This is a genomic window from Flavobacterium sp. KACC 22761 (genome assembly GCF_034058155.1).
GTDB lineage: Bacteria > Bacteroidota > Bacteroidia > Flavobacteriales > Flavobacteriaceae > Flavobacterium.
In genome coordinates, this window is record NZ_CP139148.1 from 3,113,185 (window position 1) to 3,130,619 (window position 17,435).

Sequence of the window (17,435 nt, forward strand, 5' to 3'; positions counted from 1 at the left end):
CAGTTAATTGTATTGTACTTTTACTACATTTTTTAAAGTTTTTCGATAATTCTAACTTCACCGTCTTTTTCATCTTCACTTAAAAAATTCGATTGTTTTTTGGTGTAAGCCAATAAACTCCACTGAACTATTTTATTTGTCGGATACAAGCTTGCTTGGTTTTTAATCCATTTTTCAGCTTCCTGAGCAGAAGAAGTTTTTTCAATCGCCCAAGCCGAAACCAATTGGTTTGCTGGAAGAAAATTCATAACCGTATTATCAACCACCGGCTTGAAAGACACGATTTTCTCTAAAGATTTTGAAGCCATTTCTTTGTTTCCTAAACTGTTATAGCATTGATAATCCAGCCAGTTTTCTAATCTTTCATCGATATTTTCGTCATACGGTTTTCCAACGCCTAAATTCTCTGGAAACAGTTTTGCATCGGCAATAAATTGTAATGCTTTTTTGTATTGCTTGTTTTTCATTTCTGTCAAAGCTTGCATCAATTTAGCTTCGTGATATAGTTGTCTTCCAGCCGTTGCGCCTTCGAAGGGAAGGATTTGCAATTTGGTCAAGAATGAATCAGCTTCACGATACTTTTTGTTCAGCAATAATGTTTTGGCATACAGCATTCCAATCAAATAATTATCTTGATGTTTTTTATAGAAAGATTCAGCTGTTGTAAGCGCTTTGTCAAATTGTTTTTGAGCGATGTAATGTTCTGCAAGCATTTTGTGATATCTCCAGCCTTGCGGATCTAATTTGATTGCCTGCTGAAGACTTGCCAATACAATTGCCGAATCATCTTTGAATAAAGAAGCTTTTGCTCCGTAAAAAGCAGGATTATTTGGTTTTGTGTCGCATTGCGAAAACAACTCTTTAGCTTCTGAAATACGATTACGATTCCATTCAATTAATCCTAAATGATATTTTAATTGGTATTGATCATTTGTTTTAATTAAAGATTTTAGGATTTCAGCCGTTTCATTTCTGAAAGGAAAACTTGTTCCGGGTTTGATTTTGCTTACATCAACTGGTTTGTTTTCTAAAAAGGCTTTCCAATAAATGATTTCTGCGCTCGGCTCAGCAATAGAAAACACTTTTAGAGCTTCTTCTTTTCGACTGATATTATTGTACCAAATTCCTAATTCAAGAAAAGTCTGTTCTGGCATTTCGTTTTGAATAGCAGAAACAAAAGTATTTTTTGAATCGTTTGAATTGTTCCAAAGGTATTTTTCAAAATCAGCAAAATGATTCAGCGGATCTAATTTTGTAATGGTTTTTAAAACCGAATTTGCTTTATCCGAATTATTTTGAAGACGATATAAAACCGCTAAAACCTGTAAACCTTCGATATTGTATTGATTATATATTAAGCTTTTCTCTGCATACTCAATAGCTTTTGGCAAGTCGTTTTCGGCCAAATAAATTTTGCTTAAAGCAGTGTAAGCCGGACTGCGGAATTCAACACTTGCAGCAGCAATATCAAAACCATCTTTTGCGTCGATAGTATTTCCTAAATGGAAATTCGCCAAAGCATAAAAATAATTTCCAGCAGGATCATAAGTATCAATTGCTAAAGCTTTGCTTGCCGAATTAACAGCTGCTTTATAATCTAATTTTCTGATTTGCAAAGAAGCCAATGCAGAAAGGGCAGGAGCGAAGTTCGGATCTAGTTTCAAACAAGCATTCAGTTTGTCTTCAGCCTGAACATAATCTTTAAAAGCGATGTAATTTTTTCCCTGCTGATACAATCCGTAAATTGAATTATGGTCAAAATCCTTCGGAATTTCTACGGGACGATTGATGTTTCCGTCTTCTGGCGCAGAATTCCAAACTAATTTGTTTCCGCCTAAAACGAATTTCAATTTATTAGAATCGACTTTTACCTGAATAGAATCTTTAAAAGTTTGCATTGTATTCAAAGCAATATCTTTAGAATATACTTTTTTATCGTTTTCAAAAACTTCAATTTTTTCATTTAATTTTTGAAGCGGAGAAAAATAGATTTTCAGCCAGCCGTTTTCGTTTTTAACATTGACCGAACCATAGTTATTGGCTTTTACAAAACCTTTTGTGTGTTTTACAGGAAACCAATATTCGGTCCAAGTATCCGTTTGATAAGGCGCAAATGAGCGTTGTTTGAAAGGCGTAAGATTACTGCCTTCGCTCGCCTGATTGAACAATCTTCCGCTTTGCACTTCTACATATTGTCCGTCAGTATCCGTCAATAATTTTTCCCAAATCATGCCTTGTTGTGACAATCCCCAAATCCAGATTTTTTTGCCCGGTTTATCATCGTGATTGCCATATCTACCCATTCCGAAATCTTCGTCATGATAATATCCGCCAAAGAAGTCATCATATTTCCCGAATACATGATACGATTTGTAACCGCCAAAATTGTTGTTTTTGTAAAAAGATAAATCTTTGCCGTTTTTTTTATCAATTGGCCAAGAATTGTATTCTCCATTATGGCCAATGTAAGTCTGTCCTGGATAAATAAACTGCAGATTTTCAGCAGCTTTTATTCCCGTATTCATCCAAGTGTAATAAGGCTGTTCGAATTCGGTTGTGTTAGACCAAAACGAATTTGTGGTAAAATACGCTTTGTCTTTTGGCAGATTGATGTCTAATTTCCAAGAAGTTCTCGTTAATAAATCTAAAACTCCAATCACGCAGCTAATGCTTCCGTCTTCTCGATTTATAATTTTGTAATCGACAGGAGTGGCGCAATTTGGCGTGTGGCCGATAATGCCATAATTGCCTTCAACACCGCCGCTTGTCCATGGTCCGCGCATGGCAATGTCTCTAAACTTTACCACATGATTATTGTAAACAATGTCTTTTCCCGTTGATTTTTCTATAGCCGACCAGACTTTTCCTCCAATTTCTGGCAGAATCATCAGTTTGATATAATCGTTTTCAATTTCGACCACTTTCCATTCTTTTTGAACAGCTTTATCGGTAAAACCATCAAAACGGAAATACGGATAAAACTTGGTATCAGGTTTCGGAATCGGATCAGGATCTGAGAACGGATATGTGGTAAATACTTTTTTGTATTCTTTTACAGTGGGTTTGTTTTGTGCTGTGGCAAAGAGGCTTCCAAAGAGTAAAATGGATAATAATGGTCTAAATTTCATGATGGAGAGCTAGTTTTTGTGGTTATTTTTTTTGCCACAGATTACACAGATTAAAAGGATTTTTTTAATCTGTGTGTAATACAAATTAATCTGTGTTAATCTGTGTAATCTGTGGCATTAAATTTTAGTTGTAATTACTTCACAATCAACAACCAGCCTTTTCCTTTAGAAACTGGTATTTCGTCTTTTGCTGTGAACGTTTTTGCAGATTGGAAATTGGTAACTTCTGGAGCAGTAATCGTTGCTTTTGCAGGATTGATTCCTAGTTTTTTCCAATCGATATTTAGTTTCACATTTACATCAGCATCTGCCCAGCTTGCGATTGAAATTAAAGCTGTTCCATTTTTTTTGTAAACTGTTGCTAGAACTTTGTCGTTGTTTGTTTTTACTGGACAGTTTTCACTCCAATATCCAATCATTTCAGAACCTTTAATTCCGAAAGAATCCCAAAGTTTCCAAATGTTTCTTGGGTCAGCACCATCGCTCCAAGGCAATCTGTTTGTCATTCCGTAAACCATTCCTCTCCAAGGATTTCCGCCATCTTGAAGCATTTCTCCCATTAATCCAAACGGAATTCCACTTACTTCTGTCAAGAAAAAGTCAGGCTGATTTTTTTGGTAATCAAAGTATTCTCCAAACCATAATTTGTTGATGTACGGGAAGTGCTCCATGTATAAGTTGGCACTATTATTAAATCCGTCGCTTTTATTGTATTGATTCGCACTATGCAAATCGATAATTCCTGGATGTCCGTCTTTAGTCAAAACTCTTTTGATACGTTTCATTGTGATTCTGTCGAAAGCAACATCATCTAAATAAATTCCGTCGATGCCAACGTTTTGAGTCAGCCAATTCATTCCTTCTACATAATAATTGTGCCAACGGTTCATACCGCTGTTTACGATCGCAGCATCTTTAATTTCAGGAACAAACCAAGCCGCGATATAATCATCCCCAACGTGTTCTTGAAGCCAAGAGAATCCGCCACCTTTTCCCGGAGAATAGATTTCGTGCCCTAAACTTCTTAAAGCGAAAGTCTCATAAGCTTTGTTAGAAACCTCTCTAACTGTATTGTAGATTTTTACTTTTAATCCTTTTTCGTGTGCTTCATCGATATACGTTTTCATCTTTTTAAATTCGATAAAAGGATAATTGATATACGGATTGATAGCATTTGCGTGGTGAATGTTGATTACCGTAGCGCCAGTTTTAGCAATAGAATCGATTGGGCTATATCTGTGGTAAAACTTTGTATCCCATTGAAAATCGGTGTTGATCGTATGGAATGGTGTAATCAATAAGTTGAAATTATAGTATAAAACATCACCTTTTTTCATTGTTCTAGCACCGCTGTACGCATTTACTACAATCGATTTTTGATTTGGTGTAATGGTAATTCCACCTTTGTTTTCGTTACCCCAAGAAGTTGGCAATAATAAAGGTTTTTGCAAATAGAAATTCGTGTTTAACGGACGGCTGTATTTTTCGTCTCTTAAAGAAAATTGTAATCCAGAATTTACAGCACCAATCCAAGCTCCGTCTTGATTTTTATGCGCAACATCCCATTTCCAGTCGAAAGTAGCAGGGCGATCGCCTCCTTTTTGACCCAATCCCATCATGTATTTTGCAGAAGTTGGCTGCATTGGCATTTGAAAATTAATATCATTAAAAGATACATCTTCAAGAGCTGTAACTTTAACGATATAATGTACAAAACCATCAAATTCAACCGAAGCGTTTACGTCCATTTGAACTGATTTTGAAGTCGAAGTGCTTTCCCAAGAAACCGTTCCAGCTTCTTTTTTAGTGAATTTTAAACCGCCATTTTTCCATTGTACTTCTTTTCCAGAAGCGTCAACAAAATGAAAATCGATTGGAGCGCTTAAAACATCATTTGCTTTTGCTGTTACAGAAGTCATTTCTGGAGTAAAGAAAGTCTGAATTTGCGCTGGGAATCCGTTTGGAGCTAAAACCAGTTTTCTTCCTAATAAAGCAATTTCAGAATTGTTTACGACTAATGGAGTATAAGGAGCAATAACGGTATTTTCCTGAGCTAATGTTGAGTTTAACCATTTTAGACGAGTCATTTTTTCTGGACTGTCGATGCCTCCATTTTTTGTTACTTGGTTAGAAACCGTAATTTGTAGATTGATTTCTTTTGATTTTCCGTCAGCAGTTACAGTTGCTTTTCCGTTGTAAGTTCCAGCCGCTGCCGTTTGCGGAACATCAACACCGCACCACATAGCCTGAATTTTTCCTTTTGAAACTGAAACAGTATTCGTAAAAGGATTTCCGTCATATTTAGTTCCGTCAGTGTTGATACAGCTGATGTCTTTCGCTTCTATTGTTGCGCCAGTTGTGCTTACTAAGTTGGTAAAAGATACTTTTACATTTTTTAAATCTTCAAGAGCGTAAACGCCTAATTGAAAAGCTAAATATTCACCTTTCATTGCCGTGTCAGAAAAGCTGTTTTGAACGCCTTTCTGAATCCATCTTTGTGGCAGATCTGATTTTAATTTGATAGAATGTTCTCTGTCTTCTGGGAAAACTAAGAAAGAATTTCTGCTATTTTTTGCAAGAAGAGCCGAAGTTTCAGCAGCTGTCGCAATTATTTCCATCGGGTAAAAACTATTGAAAGCATTTACGCTCTGAATTTCTGTTACAGCCGCATTGTCTTTTAAGTTTGCTTTTACATTAGAAAGCCATTTTGCATCGGCTTTGTCTTCAGGTTTCTGATAAATTCCTTTTGGATAATTTGCAGTTCCTTCATCAACATAAGGCATGTAATACACGTAGTATGTTCCTTTTCCAGAAATTGGTTCGAAGTAAATAGTACCGTTTTCTCTATTGATGTTTTCGGTTTTTATATTCTGAATATCTTTTCCAGATGCATCCTGAACGATAATTTTTTTAAGTTCTGGATTTGTGTCTCTTCTTCGCCATTCGATCGTTGTTTTAGCAACATTTCCTGAACCAGAAAAAGCAACTACAGCGCGGTGATTCCCTAATTGATTCGGATTCCAGCTGTCATTTCCGTCTGAATATTTAATTTGTGCAGTTAGAGGAATGCTGATCGTAATAAAACACATTATCAGTATTCTGCTTAAAAGCGTTGTGTTGTTTAGGTTTAGTTTCATTGTATTGTATAATCAGGTTAAATAGTATATTTTGAGTTTAGTAAACGGCTTTCCATCCTTGTTTTTTCCAGTAAGCGATAATAGGTTTATAAGGACCGTATTTATGCTGTTCTTCAGAGAAATTATCATTGAAAGGGCTATGTGCATAATCAATAGGCTTGCCCATTTTATTTGGATAATCCAATGTTTTTGGGTTTGGTCTTGAATGTTGGGAATCGTCATTTACATAAGCAGCAATATCAAGCGCTTGTTTGTCTGTAAGGTACGGTTTTCCAAGCTGTACTTTATCATAAGGCATGTTGCTTTTTAACCATTGCGCCTGTTTGATTACGCGGTGCATGCTCGAGCCAGGCTGATAACCATATTGTCCCCAAAGAGGAGGATAAGTGTAGCCAGATTTATCAGCATTATAAACTCCTTCACCATTATTTCCGTGACATCTTGCGCAGTTTTCGGCAAATAAAACTTTTCCTCTTTCTGGACTTGCGGCAACATCCGGGAATTCGATTTCTAAATTTTTAGCTCCTTTAAAATTACCATCTTTTGGTACAAATTTGCTAATCCATTTAAAATAAGATAAAAAGGCTACCATTTCTTTGCTATCTAGCGGAAGCGGTTTTCCAGAATGCGGGCGCATAATGCAGTTATTAACTCTTTCTGCTAGTGTAAGCACCTTATTTTCGCGCCCGCGATATTGTGGATAATTGTCATGTGAAGACATTAAATTGAATGCATGAGGTTTTGTTCCCGCATCTTGATGACAATTGGTGCAGTTCATTTTATTGCCTAAATATTGTCCGTTTTTTCCGTTTGGGCCAATGTAATAAGCGGTTTTCATCATTAATTCTCTTCCGTAACGAACCGATTCTCCAAATTGATCATCAGGAATTTGAGAAGTATCAATTGTGATGTAACCTTCATCTTCTTCTCCTTCTTCGATTGTATTTGAAGCTAAAGTCTGAGAATTGCTTTTGGTACAGGAATTGAAAACAGCGATTGATAATGCTGAAAAAAGTCCGATAAGAATTGTTTTTTTCATGTCTATTATTTTTATCCTAACAGGTTTTAAAAACCTGTTAGGTATTTATTCTAATTTACTTATACCTACAAGGTTTTAAAAACCTTGCAGGAAAATATCTTTTTAATTCAAAAGAAAAGGTTTCAGTTTTTCTTCTGGAATAAAGATGGTTCTATAAGGCGGAATTTCAGATTCTAAAGCCCATAACAAAACACCTTTTTTATTGGTTAAAACGGTAATATGTCTTTTAGAGCAACATACCAAAAAGAGGTCTTTATTGATCATATAAGCACTTCCCATTCGGTCGTTGTATATATCTTTTGGTAATTTTATATGAAAATCCAGATTTACTGAATTAGTTTTTTCATCCACTTTTAAGGCAAAAACAGAAGATTGTTTGATGTCGACTCCATTGTCAAAAAACAATAAACTGCCTTCTTGGTCGATATGTGCGGCATGCGCCTGAGAGAAATTGGTGTCTGGAGCCATTTTCATTGTTCCTCCTTTTCCTAATTTCCAGATTACTTTTCCAGTTTTAGAATTGATTTTCCAAATCTGACCGTTGTTATAGAAAGAAATTAAAAAGTTTCCATCTGTATCGTAGCTCAAACTATTAGCATGCGTCCAATCCTTTTTGGTTTTTAGTAAATCTTTATCTTTAAACGGATCTAAGTCATCAAAAACACTCCATTTCCAAAGCTGTTTTCCTTTTTTATTTAAAATTATAATTCCATCTCCATTGATGGTATCTTGTTTTTTTCCTCCGATAGAAGTTAGATCGATTATTTTTTGATCGACCGTAATAGTCACAAGTTCATTAGCCGATTTTTTTAAAATTTCGTGATGAATGGTTTGTTTTAAATCGCCTTGTCCTTTTTTGATATGCGTTAAAGTATCGCCTTGCAAATTGATTTCAAGAATTTCGCTTCCGTAGCTTGTTGGTTCGTCATTTGTTCCTAAAATAGAAAGTATGGTTTGATCTTTTGTAAAATGTGCTACTTTAAATCCAGTTCCTTCAACGGTATGATACCATCTTAAATTTCCTTTATAATCAACAATGTAAGCTGTTCCGGGAGTTTCTCTTTTTGCTAACAGCATAAAGCCTTTTTTGAAATTTTCAGGCAGTAATTCTGGCTTTGGGCAATTGGCTTTGAATTGCTTTTGCAACCATTCTGGAAGTTTTCTTGATTTGAAAGTATAGACTTTGCTCGGTTTTTTTTCACCATTCTGAATCGTAATCAATTGATAACTGTAATTCGTTTCTGGACTGATATTGCAAAGAACCAAAGAATGCTTAAAACCAGTTTTTGAAATGGGAGAAGTTATTTTGTCCTTATTTCCTTTTTTATCAGACCAATATGCTGCATATACCTGAACATCGTCCTTCGTAGTAACATCGATCTGAATTTTCAATTCGTTGTTGCTATGAGTCCCAATGTTGATATTTGTGATACCAGTGCCGCTATTTTTGGAACAGCTTGCCAAAACAAGCAAAACCAAAACAAAATTCCATTTTAATACTATTTTTTTGACCATCTTAAAGGTTTTCTTTGTGAAACAGAAAAGTACTTTTTTTGTGTAATAAATCAAGAATAGACAGACCATTTTAACTGTCTATTCTTGATTTGAAAATTTATTTATTGTCTATCGGCATTACTTAATTTAGGGTTAAGATCAACCTGACTTTGCGGATATGTATAATACTTGTTTTGTGGCATTTTAACTAAAGCCGCTTCTCCAACTCTAAGATGGTATGCATTTACAAGAACATCATATTTGTTCATTCTGATCAAATCGGCACGGCGTTTTCCTTCATAGAAAAGTTCCCAGCCTCTTTCTTGCAGTATGGCATCTCTCAAAGTTTCTTTTGTCAGACCTGCTAGAACTAATAGTTTTGCATGAGATCTTCCTTTTACTTGATTAATTAAATCAATAGCTTCCTGAGTTGGACCACTGATTTCATTTAATGCTTCAGCTCTGCTTAATAAAACATCAGCATAACGTAAAATGTTTACACTGTGCCCATCATAATAAGTAGTGGTTTCATCGTCAGCATATTTTCTTGTTGAAACGTCAGGCATGTAAAATTCACCAGCTGGCGGTTGCGCTCCCAATGATGGCGCTTGTTTATGAAGAAGATCGTCAGTTCCCATAAATTCTGGGAAGAAACATTGTTTTCTCTCATCTTCGTCGCCAAAAGTGTTGTAGAAATCCCAGTTTACAGTATAATATTGCCATCTGTTTTGAACTACAGGGTGATCAATTGGGCCAAAATGATTTAGCAACTCAGTACCATTTGTATTGGCATCACTTAAAGAAGAGAAAATATTCTCACTGCACCATTTGTTGCTCTCTTTAAATAAACCTAAATAAGATGGAAAAAGACGGTATTCGTTTAAATCCATTACTTGCTTTGTAAGGGTTGCTACTTTTTGCCAGTCATGACTACGCAGATAAAGTTTTGCTAATAAAGTCAGTGCGGCTCCTTTTGTTGCACGTGCTACATCATTAGTACCGTAAATTGTATTTTGTTTGTAATTAACAGGCAATACAGCTGCAGCATCAGTTAATTGCTTAACTAAAAAAGCATCAATTTCTTCAACAGATGTTGGCGGAGTCTGCTCTAAATAGTTTGGATTAGCAAGATTTTCGTCGGTAATTAAAATAACTGGACCCCAAGAATCTGTCAAATCCATATAAGCAGAAGCTCTCAAAAACTTAGCCTCAGCAATAAATTGCGCTTTTTCGGCATCAGTAATTGAAGTCATTTTGTTGATGTAAAAAATGGCATTGTTTGCATTTGAAACTAATTTATACATTGCATTCCAGTCTTCTAAAAGCAAACCATTTGTAGAACTCCAAGTACCTAAAGACAATTGTCCTGGATCACCTCCATATTGACAGTGACCTAAATCGGTAGCAATATCAGTTAGTGCAAAATGTCGGGTTGCCCAGTACGAAAAGTTATCTCCTACAGAGGGGCCTTTTAATCGGCCGTAAATGGAATTAACAGCAGCAATCGCGTCAGATTTGGTTTGGTATCCATTGGTATTTGTTAAACTGCTGTAAACCGTAGGATCCAGATCCTCATTACAGGAATATTGCAAACCTGCAGCAAGTAAAAGCAATAATATTGTATATTTTTTCATTTTGATAAATTTAAATGTTACTGAAAAGCTATTAATGAATTGCTATTTTGATTCCTAATATGAACGTTCTTGAAGCCGGGAAAGAGTTGAAATCAATTCCTCCACCAAGGTTTTGTGCCGTGGCTGTACCAGTATGTCCATTAATTTCAGGATCATTTCCAGAATATTTTGTAATAGTCAATAAATTTTGACCTGTTGCATACAATCTAATAGTATCAATAAATTTTGTTGGTTTTAAGATGCTTTCCGGAATAGAATACCCAATCGATAAATTTTTAAGACGTAAGTATGACGCATCTTCAACAAATTTTGAGTTTACATAACTTCCGTACGAGCTTTTGTAGTAACCATCTCTTGGAATGTCAGTATTTTCATTTGTTCCAGCAACCCAACGATTCAAGGCATCAGTACTTGTGCTTGATTCTCCAACCATTTTTGTCATGTTGTAAACAGAGTAATCAAGAGCACCTTGGAAAAAGACATTCACATCAAAGTTTCCAAATCTGAAATCATTGTTGAAACCAATGATGTAATGTGGAGTAGAATTTCCTAAATACGTTCTATCTCCGGCTGTAATTTTGCCATCACCGTCTAAATCAGCATATTTTGGATCTCCAGGTTTAGATAATGGCTGTGGAGCATAAACTTCTCCCGTTTTAACAACCCCTGCATAAACAAATCCGTACAACAGACCCATTTCTTTTCCTGGTTCAAGTCTGGTGAATTCACGGCCAGAAACAGTTCCACTAGGATTAGAAGTATTATAACTGATGATTTTAACATTATCTGCCAATGAAATAACCTCTTGTTTATTGTAAGCAAGATTTAAAGAAGTTCTCCAGTAGAATTTGTCATTTCTGAAATTTTCACTGCTTATTCCTAGCTCAATTCCTTTATTTTCAATTGTTCCTGAGTTAAGTACTTGTGTAGAAAATCCCCACCATCCTCCAACAGGAACATTTAAAAGGGCATCTGTTGTTTTCTTTTTGTAAACATCAATTGTAGCAGTAATTCTGTCGTTAAAGAATCCCATATCCAAACCAATATTGGCTTGTGCTTGCTGTTCCCATTTCAAATCAGGGTTTGCTAAGTTTTTAGGTTCGTTACCGCCTACAAAAGAACCATCAGAAATGGTAACATTCCAAGGCTGTAAAGTTGACATATACGCATAATCAGCAATTCCGTCATTTCCTGTAATACCGTAACTAACTCTTAATTTTAAATCTGATAGCTTTTCAAAATTTTGCATAAATGATTCTTTCGAGATTCTCCATGCAACAGCTCCAGAAGGGAAAGTACCGTATTTATTATTTGGACCAAAACGAGAAGAACCATCACGTCTAATAGTGAATGAAGCCAAATATTTGTCATCAAACGTATAACCCAACCTTCCAAAATAAGAAGTAAGTTTTGTTTCTTGTTTTTGTGTTTCTGGTTTCAAATAAACCGAAGCACTTTCAAGATTATAGTATGTCAAGATATCATTTGCAAAACCAGAACCAGAAGCTTTCATTCTTTCGTAAGTATCTTTTTGGTTAGATGTTCCAATCATTGCCGTAAAAGAATGCTGTTCTTTTATATTGAATTTATAAGTTAGATATTGTTCTGTACTCCATCTAAAATAGGTTTTGTTTTCTTCAGAACCTGTTCCGTTCAGTGCGGCACCTGCTACAAGGGTTCTTGGAGTATATTTTCCTTGAATGTTTTCTTGCCATTCAGCACCTGCACCAAAGTGGTATGTTAAACCTTTGATGATTTCATAATCCATAAACATATTTCCGTTTACAAGACGATTGATCGTGTGGTCAGTTGGTTCTAGCAAAAGTGCCAAAGCATTATCTTTTCCTTGATATTTGTAATAAGAACCATCGGCATTGTAGATTGGAATTGAAGGAGGCGCAGTCTGGATTGAGAACATAGGAGATAAGATGTTGTCTCCAAAATCACTATTATGGCCTTCACTTGCAGCGCCATAAACATTTGCGCCTACAGTTACTTTTTCAGTGAATTTTTTCTCCGTTCCAATACGAACACTATATCTAGTGAAATCAGTATTTTCAATTGCTCCGGTTTGTTTTAAATAATTTCCAGATAAAAAGAATTTTGATGTTTTATCGCTTCCGCTAAAAGTTAAGGTTCTGTTCAAAACTTCACCTGGACGGGTTGCAGCTTCGAACCAATTTGTGTTGGCGATTGGAAAACTTGGAGGGAAAACCGCTGGTCTTCCGTTTTCAGCCGCAATGGCATTTTGAATCGAAGCATATTGTTGGCCATTCAATAAAGATGGTTCTTGAATGATATTTTGAAAACCATCAGAAATTTCGCCTTCAATTTGCATTTTACCCGATTTTCCCTTTTTAGTAGTAATCATGATAACTCCGTTTCCTCCTCGAGAACCGTAAATAGCAGTAGAAGCAGCATCTTTAAGGATTTGGATACTTTCGATATCATTCGGACTGATCGATGCACCCGTACTAGTGATAAATCCGTCCACTACATACAAAGGCGCATTCGAAGTTGTGATAGAGTTTCCACCTCTAATAACCACAGAAGGATTGGTTCCAGGAGCATAACTATTTTGTTGTACTTGAACCCCCGAAGCGCGTCCTTGCAAAGCTTGACCAACATTGGCAACTGTACCGCCTAAGTTTAAATTGTCTTTGCCAACCGAAGCTACAGCACCTGTAAGATCTTTTTTCTTTGCTTTTCCATATCCAATAACAACCTCGTCTAGTTTTTGTCCTGCTTCTTTCATGACAATTTTTAGAGGAGAGCTTCCTACTGATACTTCCTGATCTTCCATACCAATGTAAGTAACAATAAGTTTTGTAACATTATCTGCTACAGTAATCGAGAAACTTCCGTCAACATCTGTCTGAACTCCTTTTGTTGTGCCTTTTACCACAACATTTGCGCCCGGAAGAGGCAATCCATCCTGATCGGTTACTGTACCTTTTATGGTTTTCTCAAAAAATATTGAAGAATAATTTTTCTCAGAGATATTTATTGATGAAACTGCCGAAGCTTGAAATGTAAATGCCAACAATGAAAGCAATGTCAGTTTAATTTCTTTACCGGATAAATTGTTAATCCGAAAATCTCTTGGCTTTTTTTGGGTTAATAATTTCATACTGAAAATTGGTTTTGGTTAATGTTTATTTGTTTTTTTTCTGTTTGTAGGTTTTAGATTTCTTTTTTGATTGGCAATTTCATTTTTGTTTTTTATTTGATTCTTTCCTGTCTCTTTTTCGAGTAAAAAAATCATTTAATTTTTCACTCGAAATACAGCTTGTTTTGTTCAATTTTGATCCTTTTTCAAGCTTCAAAATCATCAAAAATTTTACTGATTTAACTGGTTTTAAGATTAATCTCTGACGAAACTATAGATTATATTTTTATAAAACAAGAAAAAACACAAAAAATGTGCTCGAACACACAAAATTTATGTTCTCGAGCACATAAATTTGCACAAGACGTTTTTTTTACGCTAAAATGATGTGATATTTTTAAAATATTTCGGAAATTCGCAGATACGTAAAAATGTCTGTTTTTTGAATTTTAAATGAGGTTTTTAAAAAAACTTGTGAATTTCGCAATGAGTGATTCAAAAACGTATAAATTAAACAGTGTTTTCTTATGGGTTTTGAGAGAAAGATTTTAATTTCATAGACAAGAAAACGAAGCTTTTTTTCTTCATTTTTTAAGTTATATTAGAAGTTGTAAAAAATGAATAATAGTGAAGTCGAATTGGAGTTTGTTTCGGCTTTTTCTAAAATCAAAAATTAACAATTTTTTCACCTACAATTATGAAAGAGTATCAGGTAGTTTTAATCGATAAAAATTTTACAAAAGGAGATGAAGTTTCTGATTCTTTTTTTTGGGAAAATGCAATTTGTCTTACCGATTTTTCATCGCCTTGGAACAGCGATCCAATTTCAAAAATTGAATTTCGCGCACTTTGGGATTTTGAGAATTTGTATTTTAACTTCAGAGTTTTTGATACTGATATTTATATTGACCAAAAAGACGATAGTTTTGACAGTATTGGGAATTCTGATCGCGTAGAATTGTTTTTTCGTGCAAATGATTCCTTGGATCCCTACTACTGCCTCGAAATGGATGCTTCGGCACGATTAATGGATTTTGAAGCGCGACCTGACAAAGTTTTCGATTTTGATTGGAAATGGCCAAAAGAAAATTTAAGTGTAAATGCGTCAAAAGATGAAATCTCTTTCGTTGTACAAGGAAAAATCAGTATTAAATCGTTGAATCAATTGAATTTGATTCAGAATAATACAATTGAAACAGGCGTTTTTAGAGCGAAATTTTCTAAAGATGACAACCAAAACTATAAACCAACCTGGATTTCGTGGGTAAATCCAGATACTGCTGAACCCAATTTTCATATTGCTTCTTCGTTTGGGAGATTGATTTTACTGCGATGATCAAATAAAGTGTAGTAGTGAGATTTAATCTCGCAAAGACGCAAAGTCGCAAAGTTTTTTAGACCAAGCTTACATAAAGTTTGTTAGTCACATAAAAAAACTTTGCGACTTTGCGACTTTGCGAGAAATATTTTGCAAAGTATATAAAAAACTTAGTCCCGAAGCTTCGGGATAGCGTCTTAGAATCTCAAGAATAATAAGAAGCATTCTCAACATTGATAATATCAATTGGCAGTAAAATCGTATCCGGAATGTCTTTTCGGAATAAAAAATGTTCAACTAATGTACTTACTCCTAGATAAACCTGCCTTTTTTGATTTTGATGAATTAAAAAATGAACCAGTCCTTGATTTAAGAAATTGACATTTTTTTCAATCAAATCATAGCCAATAAGCGCAATTTTTTTGTTTTTGACCGAAGACAGCAATGATGCGATTTGGTATGCTTTTGAGGTAGTAATAAAAATCCCCGTTAAATCTGGGTTTTCTTCTAAGAACGAGGCAAATTTTGTTTCAATATTAGAGTATTTCAGCTTCAGAGTGGTGATCGAAAAGTCGTGAAGCTCTTTTTCTTCAAAATAATTTCTGAATCCTTTTTCCTTTTCCTGCATGTGAACTGCATTTTTAAGGCTTTCGTCAATATGTATAATGGCAATTTGGCCTTGGCTTAAAATTAAATTCATTAAGCTGGCAGCAACGCGTCCGCTTTTGTGAAGATCCTGTCCTACAAAACTTTTAATCGAAGAAGATTCAACTTCGTTGTTGAACGTGTTTACCATAACACCCAATTCGTCATATTGTTTTATGATTTCGACCGTTTCTTTATGAAATAAAGGTGTCAACAAAACTGCATCGGGTGATTGCGAGATAATATTTTCGTTGACTTTTAAAAAGGATTTAGTACTTTCGGGATTAAAATAATGAGTCTCAATAATTACATTGTAAGCCTTAAACTCAATGATGGCATCTTGGATTCCATTAACACACGGAAGCCAATAGGGATCAAATGCTGGATCTGGAAGCAAAACACAAATGCGATACACTTTTGTGCTTTTTAAATTACGGGCTATTAGGTTGGGTTCGTAATCGATAACGTTCAAAACCTCATTGATTTTCTCGAGCGCGGCAGGAGAAACTTTCCCTCTATTATGCAAAACACGGTCAACAGTTCCTTTAGAAACTCCAGCCATTTGAGCAATATCCTTAATCGTGTATTTTTTATCCATATAAGCAAATATAAAAACTTTGATTCAATAATTGGTAAAAAATTTCGTCAAAATCATATTGTGTGCTCGAGAACATAAAATTAGTGTGTTCGAGCACATTTTTTATTTTTTTCTTGTTTTATCAAAATATAATCTATAGTTTCGTAAAATCAAAACCTAAAAATAAAAGAAAATTAATAACCAGAAAACATTTTAAATTAGTGATTTTTAATGTTTTAATGTAAAATTTTTACATGAGAAAAATTACTTCATTAGCCCCAGGGCGTACTTGTCTCTTTGGAGATCATCAAGACTATTTAGGATTGCCTGTGATAGCCTGCGCCATAGATCGTAATATAAAGCTGATGGCAACGCAAAATAATACCGAAACATTTGTAATTAATATGATTGATATTAATGAAGTTCGGGTTATTGATATTAATGCAACTTTCGAAAAACTTGAACCGCGAGATTATTTTGCTTCTTCACTGCGTGTTTTGCGCAGGCATGGATGTGTGCCAACAAGTGGATATGACATTACCATAACAGGCGATATCCCTATAAATTCAGGAACATCAAGTTCTTCTGCATTATTGATGGCTTGGATTAGGTTTTTGATCGAAGCTTTTGGAGCTGATCAAGAAGCTACTCCTGAATTTGTTGCGCAAATAGGCTATGCTTCAGAAGTTTTAGAACATGGCGAGCCGGGCGGTATGATGGATCATTTTAGCATTGTTGCAGGAAACATTATTTATATCAATACAAAACAGCCTTTTTCGTATCGATGTATCGGAACTGAGTTAAACGGGCTTATTACTGGTGTTTCAGGAGTGCCTAAAGAAACTATTGGATTAATTGGAGAATTGAAAGGAAATGCCTTGATGGCAATTGATCTTGTAAAACAAAATTACCCAGATTTTGATTTGAATGAATCGGTAATTGAAGATGTTGATCGCTACAAAAATTGCTTACCAGATCGTTTGATTCCGTTTTTTGAGGCGGCTTTAAAAAATTACCATTATACCAAAGAAGCTTTAAAAGAATTCGAAAAGCCAGTTTTAGACTTGAAAAAAATTGGTTATTGGATGAATCAGCACCATGAAGTTTTGCGTGATTTATTGAAAATTACCGTTCCGCGAATTGATGACATGATCAATGCGGCTTTACGAGCTGGCGCATATGGAGCAAAAATCGTTGGATCTGGCGGGGGCGGAAGCATTGTTGTAATTGCAGATCCTAAAAATGAAGCTCAAGTTATCGAAGCTATCTTAAAAGCAGGTGCGCAAGAGGCATATGCTGTAACGGTTGATCCGGGTGTTCGAATTATTGAAAATATAGAAATTTAGAAAATAAA

At 35.1% G+C, this 17,435-nt stretch carries 9 protein-coding genes; 2 read left to right on the forward strand and 7 right to left on the reverse strand.

The features are described 5' to 3' along the window. Window positions 1-32: 32 nt before the first annotated feature. The 6 genes from SCB73_RS13485 to SCB73_RS13510 all read right to left on the reverse strand — a co-directional run bounded on the left by SCB73_RS13485 (window position 33) and on the right by SCB73_RS13510 (window position 13,562). Complete coding sequence (locus SCB73_RS13485; RefSeq protein WP_320566742.1) at window positions 33-3,128, reverse strand: DUF5107 domain-containing protein; 3,096 nt, start codon at window positions 3,126-3,128, stop codon at window positions 33-35. A gap of 134 nt (window positions 3,129-3,262) precedes the next feature. Then, the gene (locus tag SCB73_RS13490; RefSeq protein WP_320566743.1) at window positions 3,263-6,265 is read right to left on the reverse strand and encodes a glycoside hydrolase domain-containing protein; all 3,003 of its coding nucleotides are present in this window, start codon (window positions 6,263-6,265) and stop codon (window positions 3,263-3,265) included. Between the two features lie 37 nt (window positions 6,266-6,302). Continuing rightward, entirely contained in the window at window positions 6,303-7,304 is a 1,002-nt protein-coding gene (locus tag SCB73_RS13495; RefSeq protein WP_320566744.1) for a c-type cytochrome, read from the reverse strand. 102 nt (window positions 7,305-7,406) lie between these two features. Beyond that, window positions 7,407-8,819: an aryl-sulfate sulfotransferase gene (locus SCB73_RS13500; RefSeq protein WP_320566745.1), complete on the reverse strand. Its 1,413-nt coding sequence runs from the start codon at window positions 8,817-8,819 to the stop codon at window positions 7,407-7,409. A 101-nt stretch (window positions 8,820-8,920) separates the two neighbouring features. Further along, window positions 8,921-10,432, reverse strand: a complete 1,512-nt coding sequence (locus SCB73_RS13505; RefSeq protein WP_320566746.1) for a RagB/SusD family nutrient uptake outer membrane protein — start codon at window positions 10,430-10,432, stop codon at window positions 8,921-8,923. Between the two features lie 31 nt (window positions 10,433-10,463). After that, a complete protein-coding gene (locus SCB73_RS13510) occupies window positions 10,464-13,562 on the reverse strand; it encodes a SusC/RagA family TonB-linked outer membrane protein (protein ID WP_320566747.1) in 3,099 nt (1,032 codons plus the stop codon). A 676-nt stretch (window positions 13,563-14,238) separates the two neighbouring features. Between SCB73_RS13510 and SCB73_RS13515 the strand changes: the two genes are divergently transcribed. Further along, a complete protein-coding gene (locus tag SCB73_RS13515) occupies window positions 14,239-14,877 on the forward strand; it encodes a sugar-binding protein (RefSeq protein ID WP_320566748.1) in 639 nt (212 codons plus the stop codon). Window positions 14,878-15,064: 187 nt separating this feature from the next. Here the strand turns inward: SCB73_RS13515 and SCB73_RS13520 are convergent, their stop codons facing one another. Further along, window positions 15,065-16,102, reverse strand: a complete 1,038-nt coding sequence (locus SCB73_RS13520) for a LacI family DNA-binding transcriptional regulator (RefSeq protein WP_320566749.1) — start codon at window positions 16,100-16,102, stop codon at window positions 15,065-15,067. Between the two features lie 233 nt (window positions 16,103-16,335). Between SCB73_RS13520 and SCB73_RS13525 the strand changes: the two genes are divergently transcribed. Beyond that, a complete protein-coding gene (locus SCB73_RS13525) occupies window positions 16,336-17,427 on the forward strand; it encodes a mevalonate kinase family protein (protein ID WP_320566750.1) in 1,092 nt (363 codons plus the stop codon). Window positions 17,428-17,435: the final 8 nt, after the last annotated feature.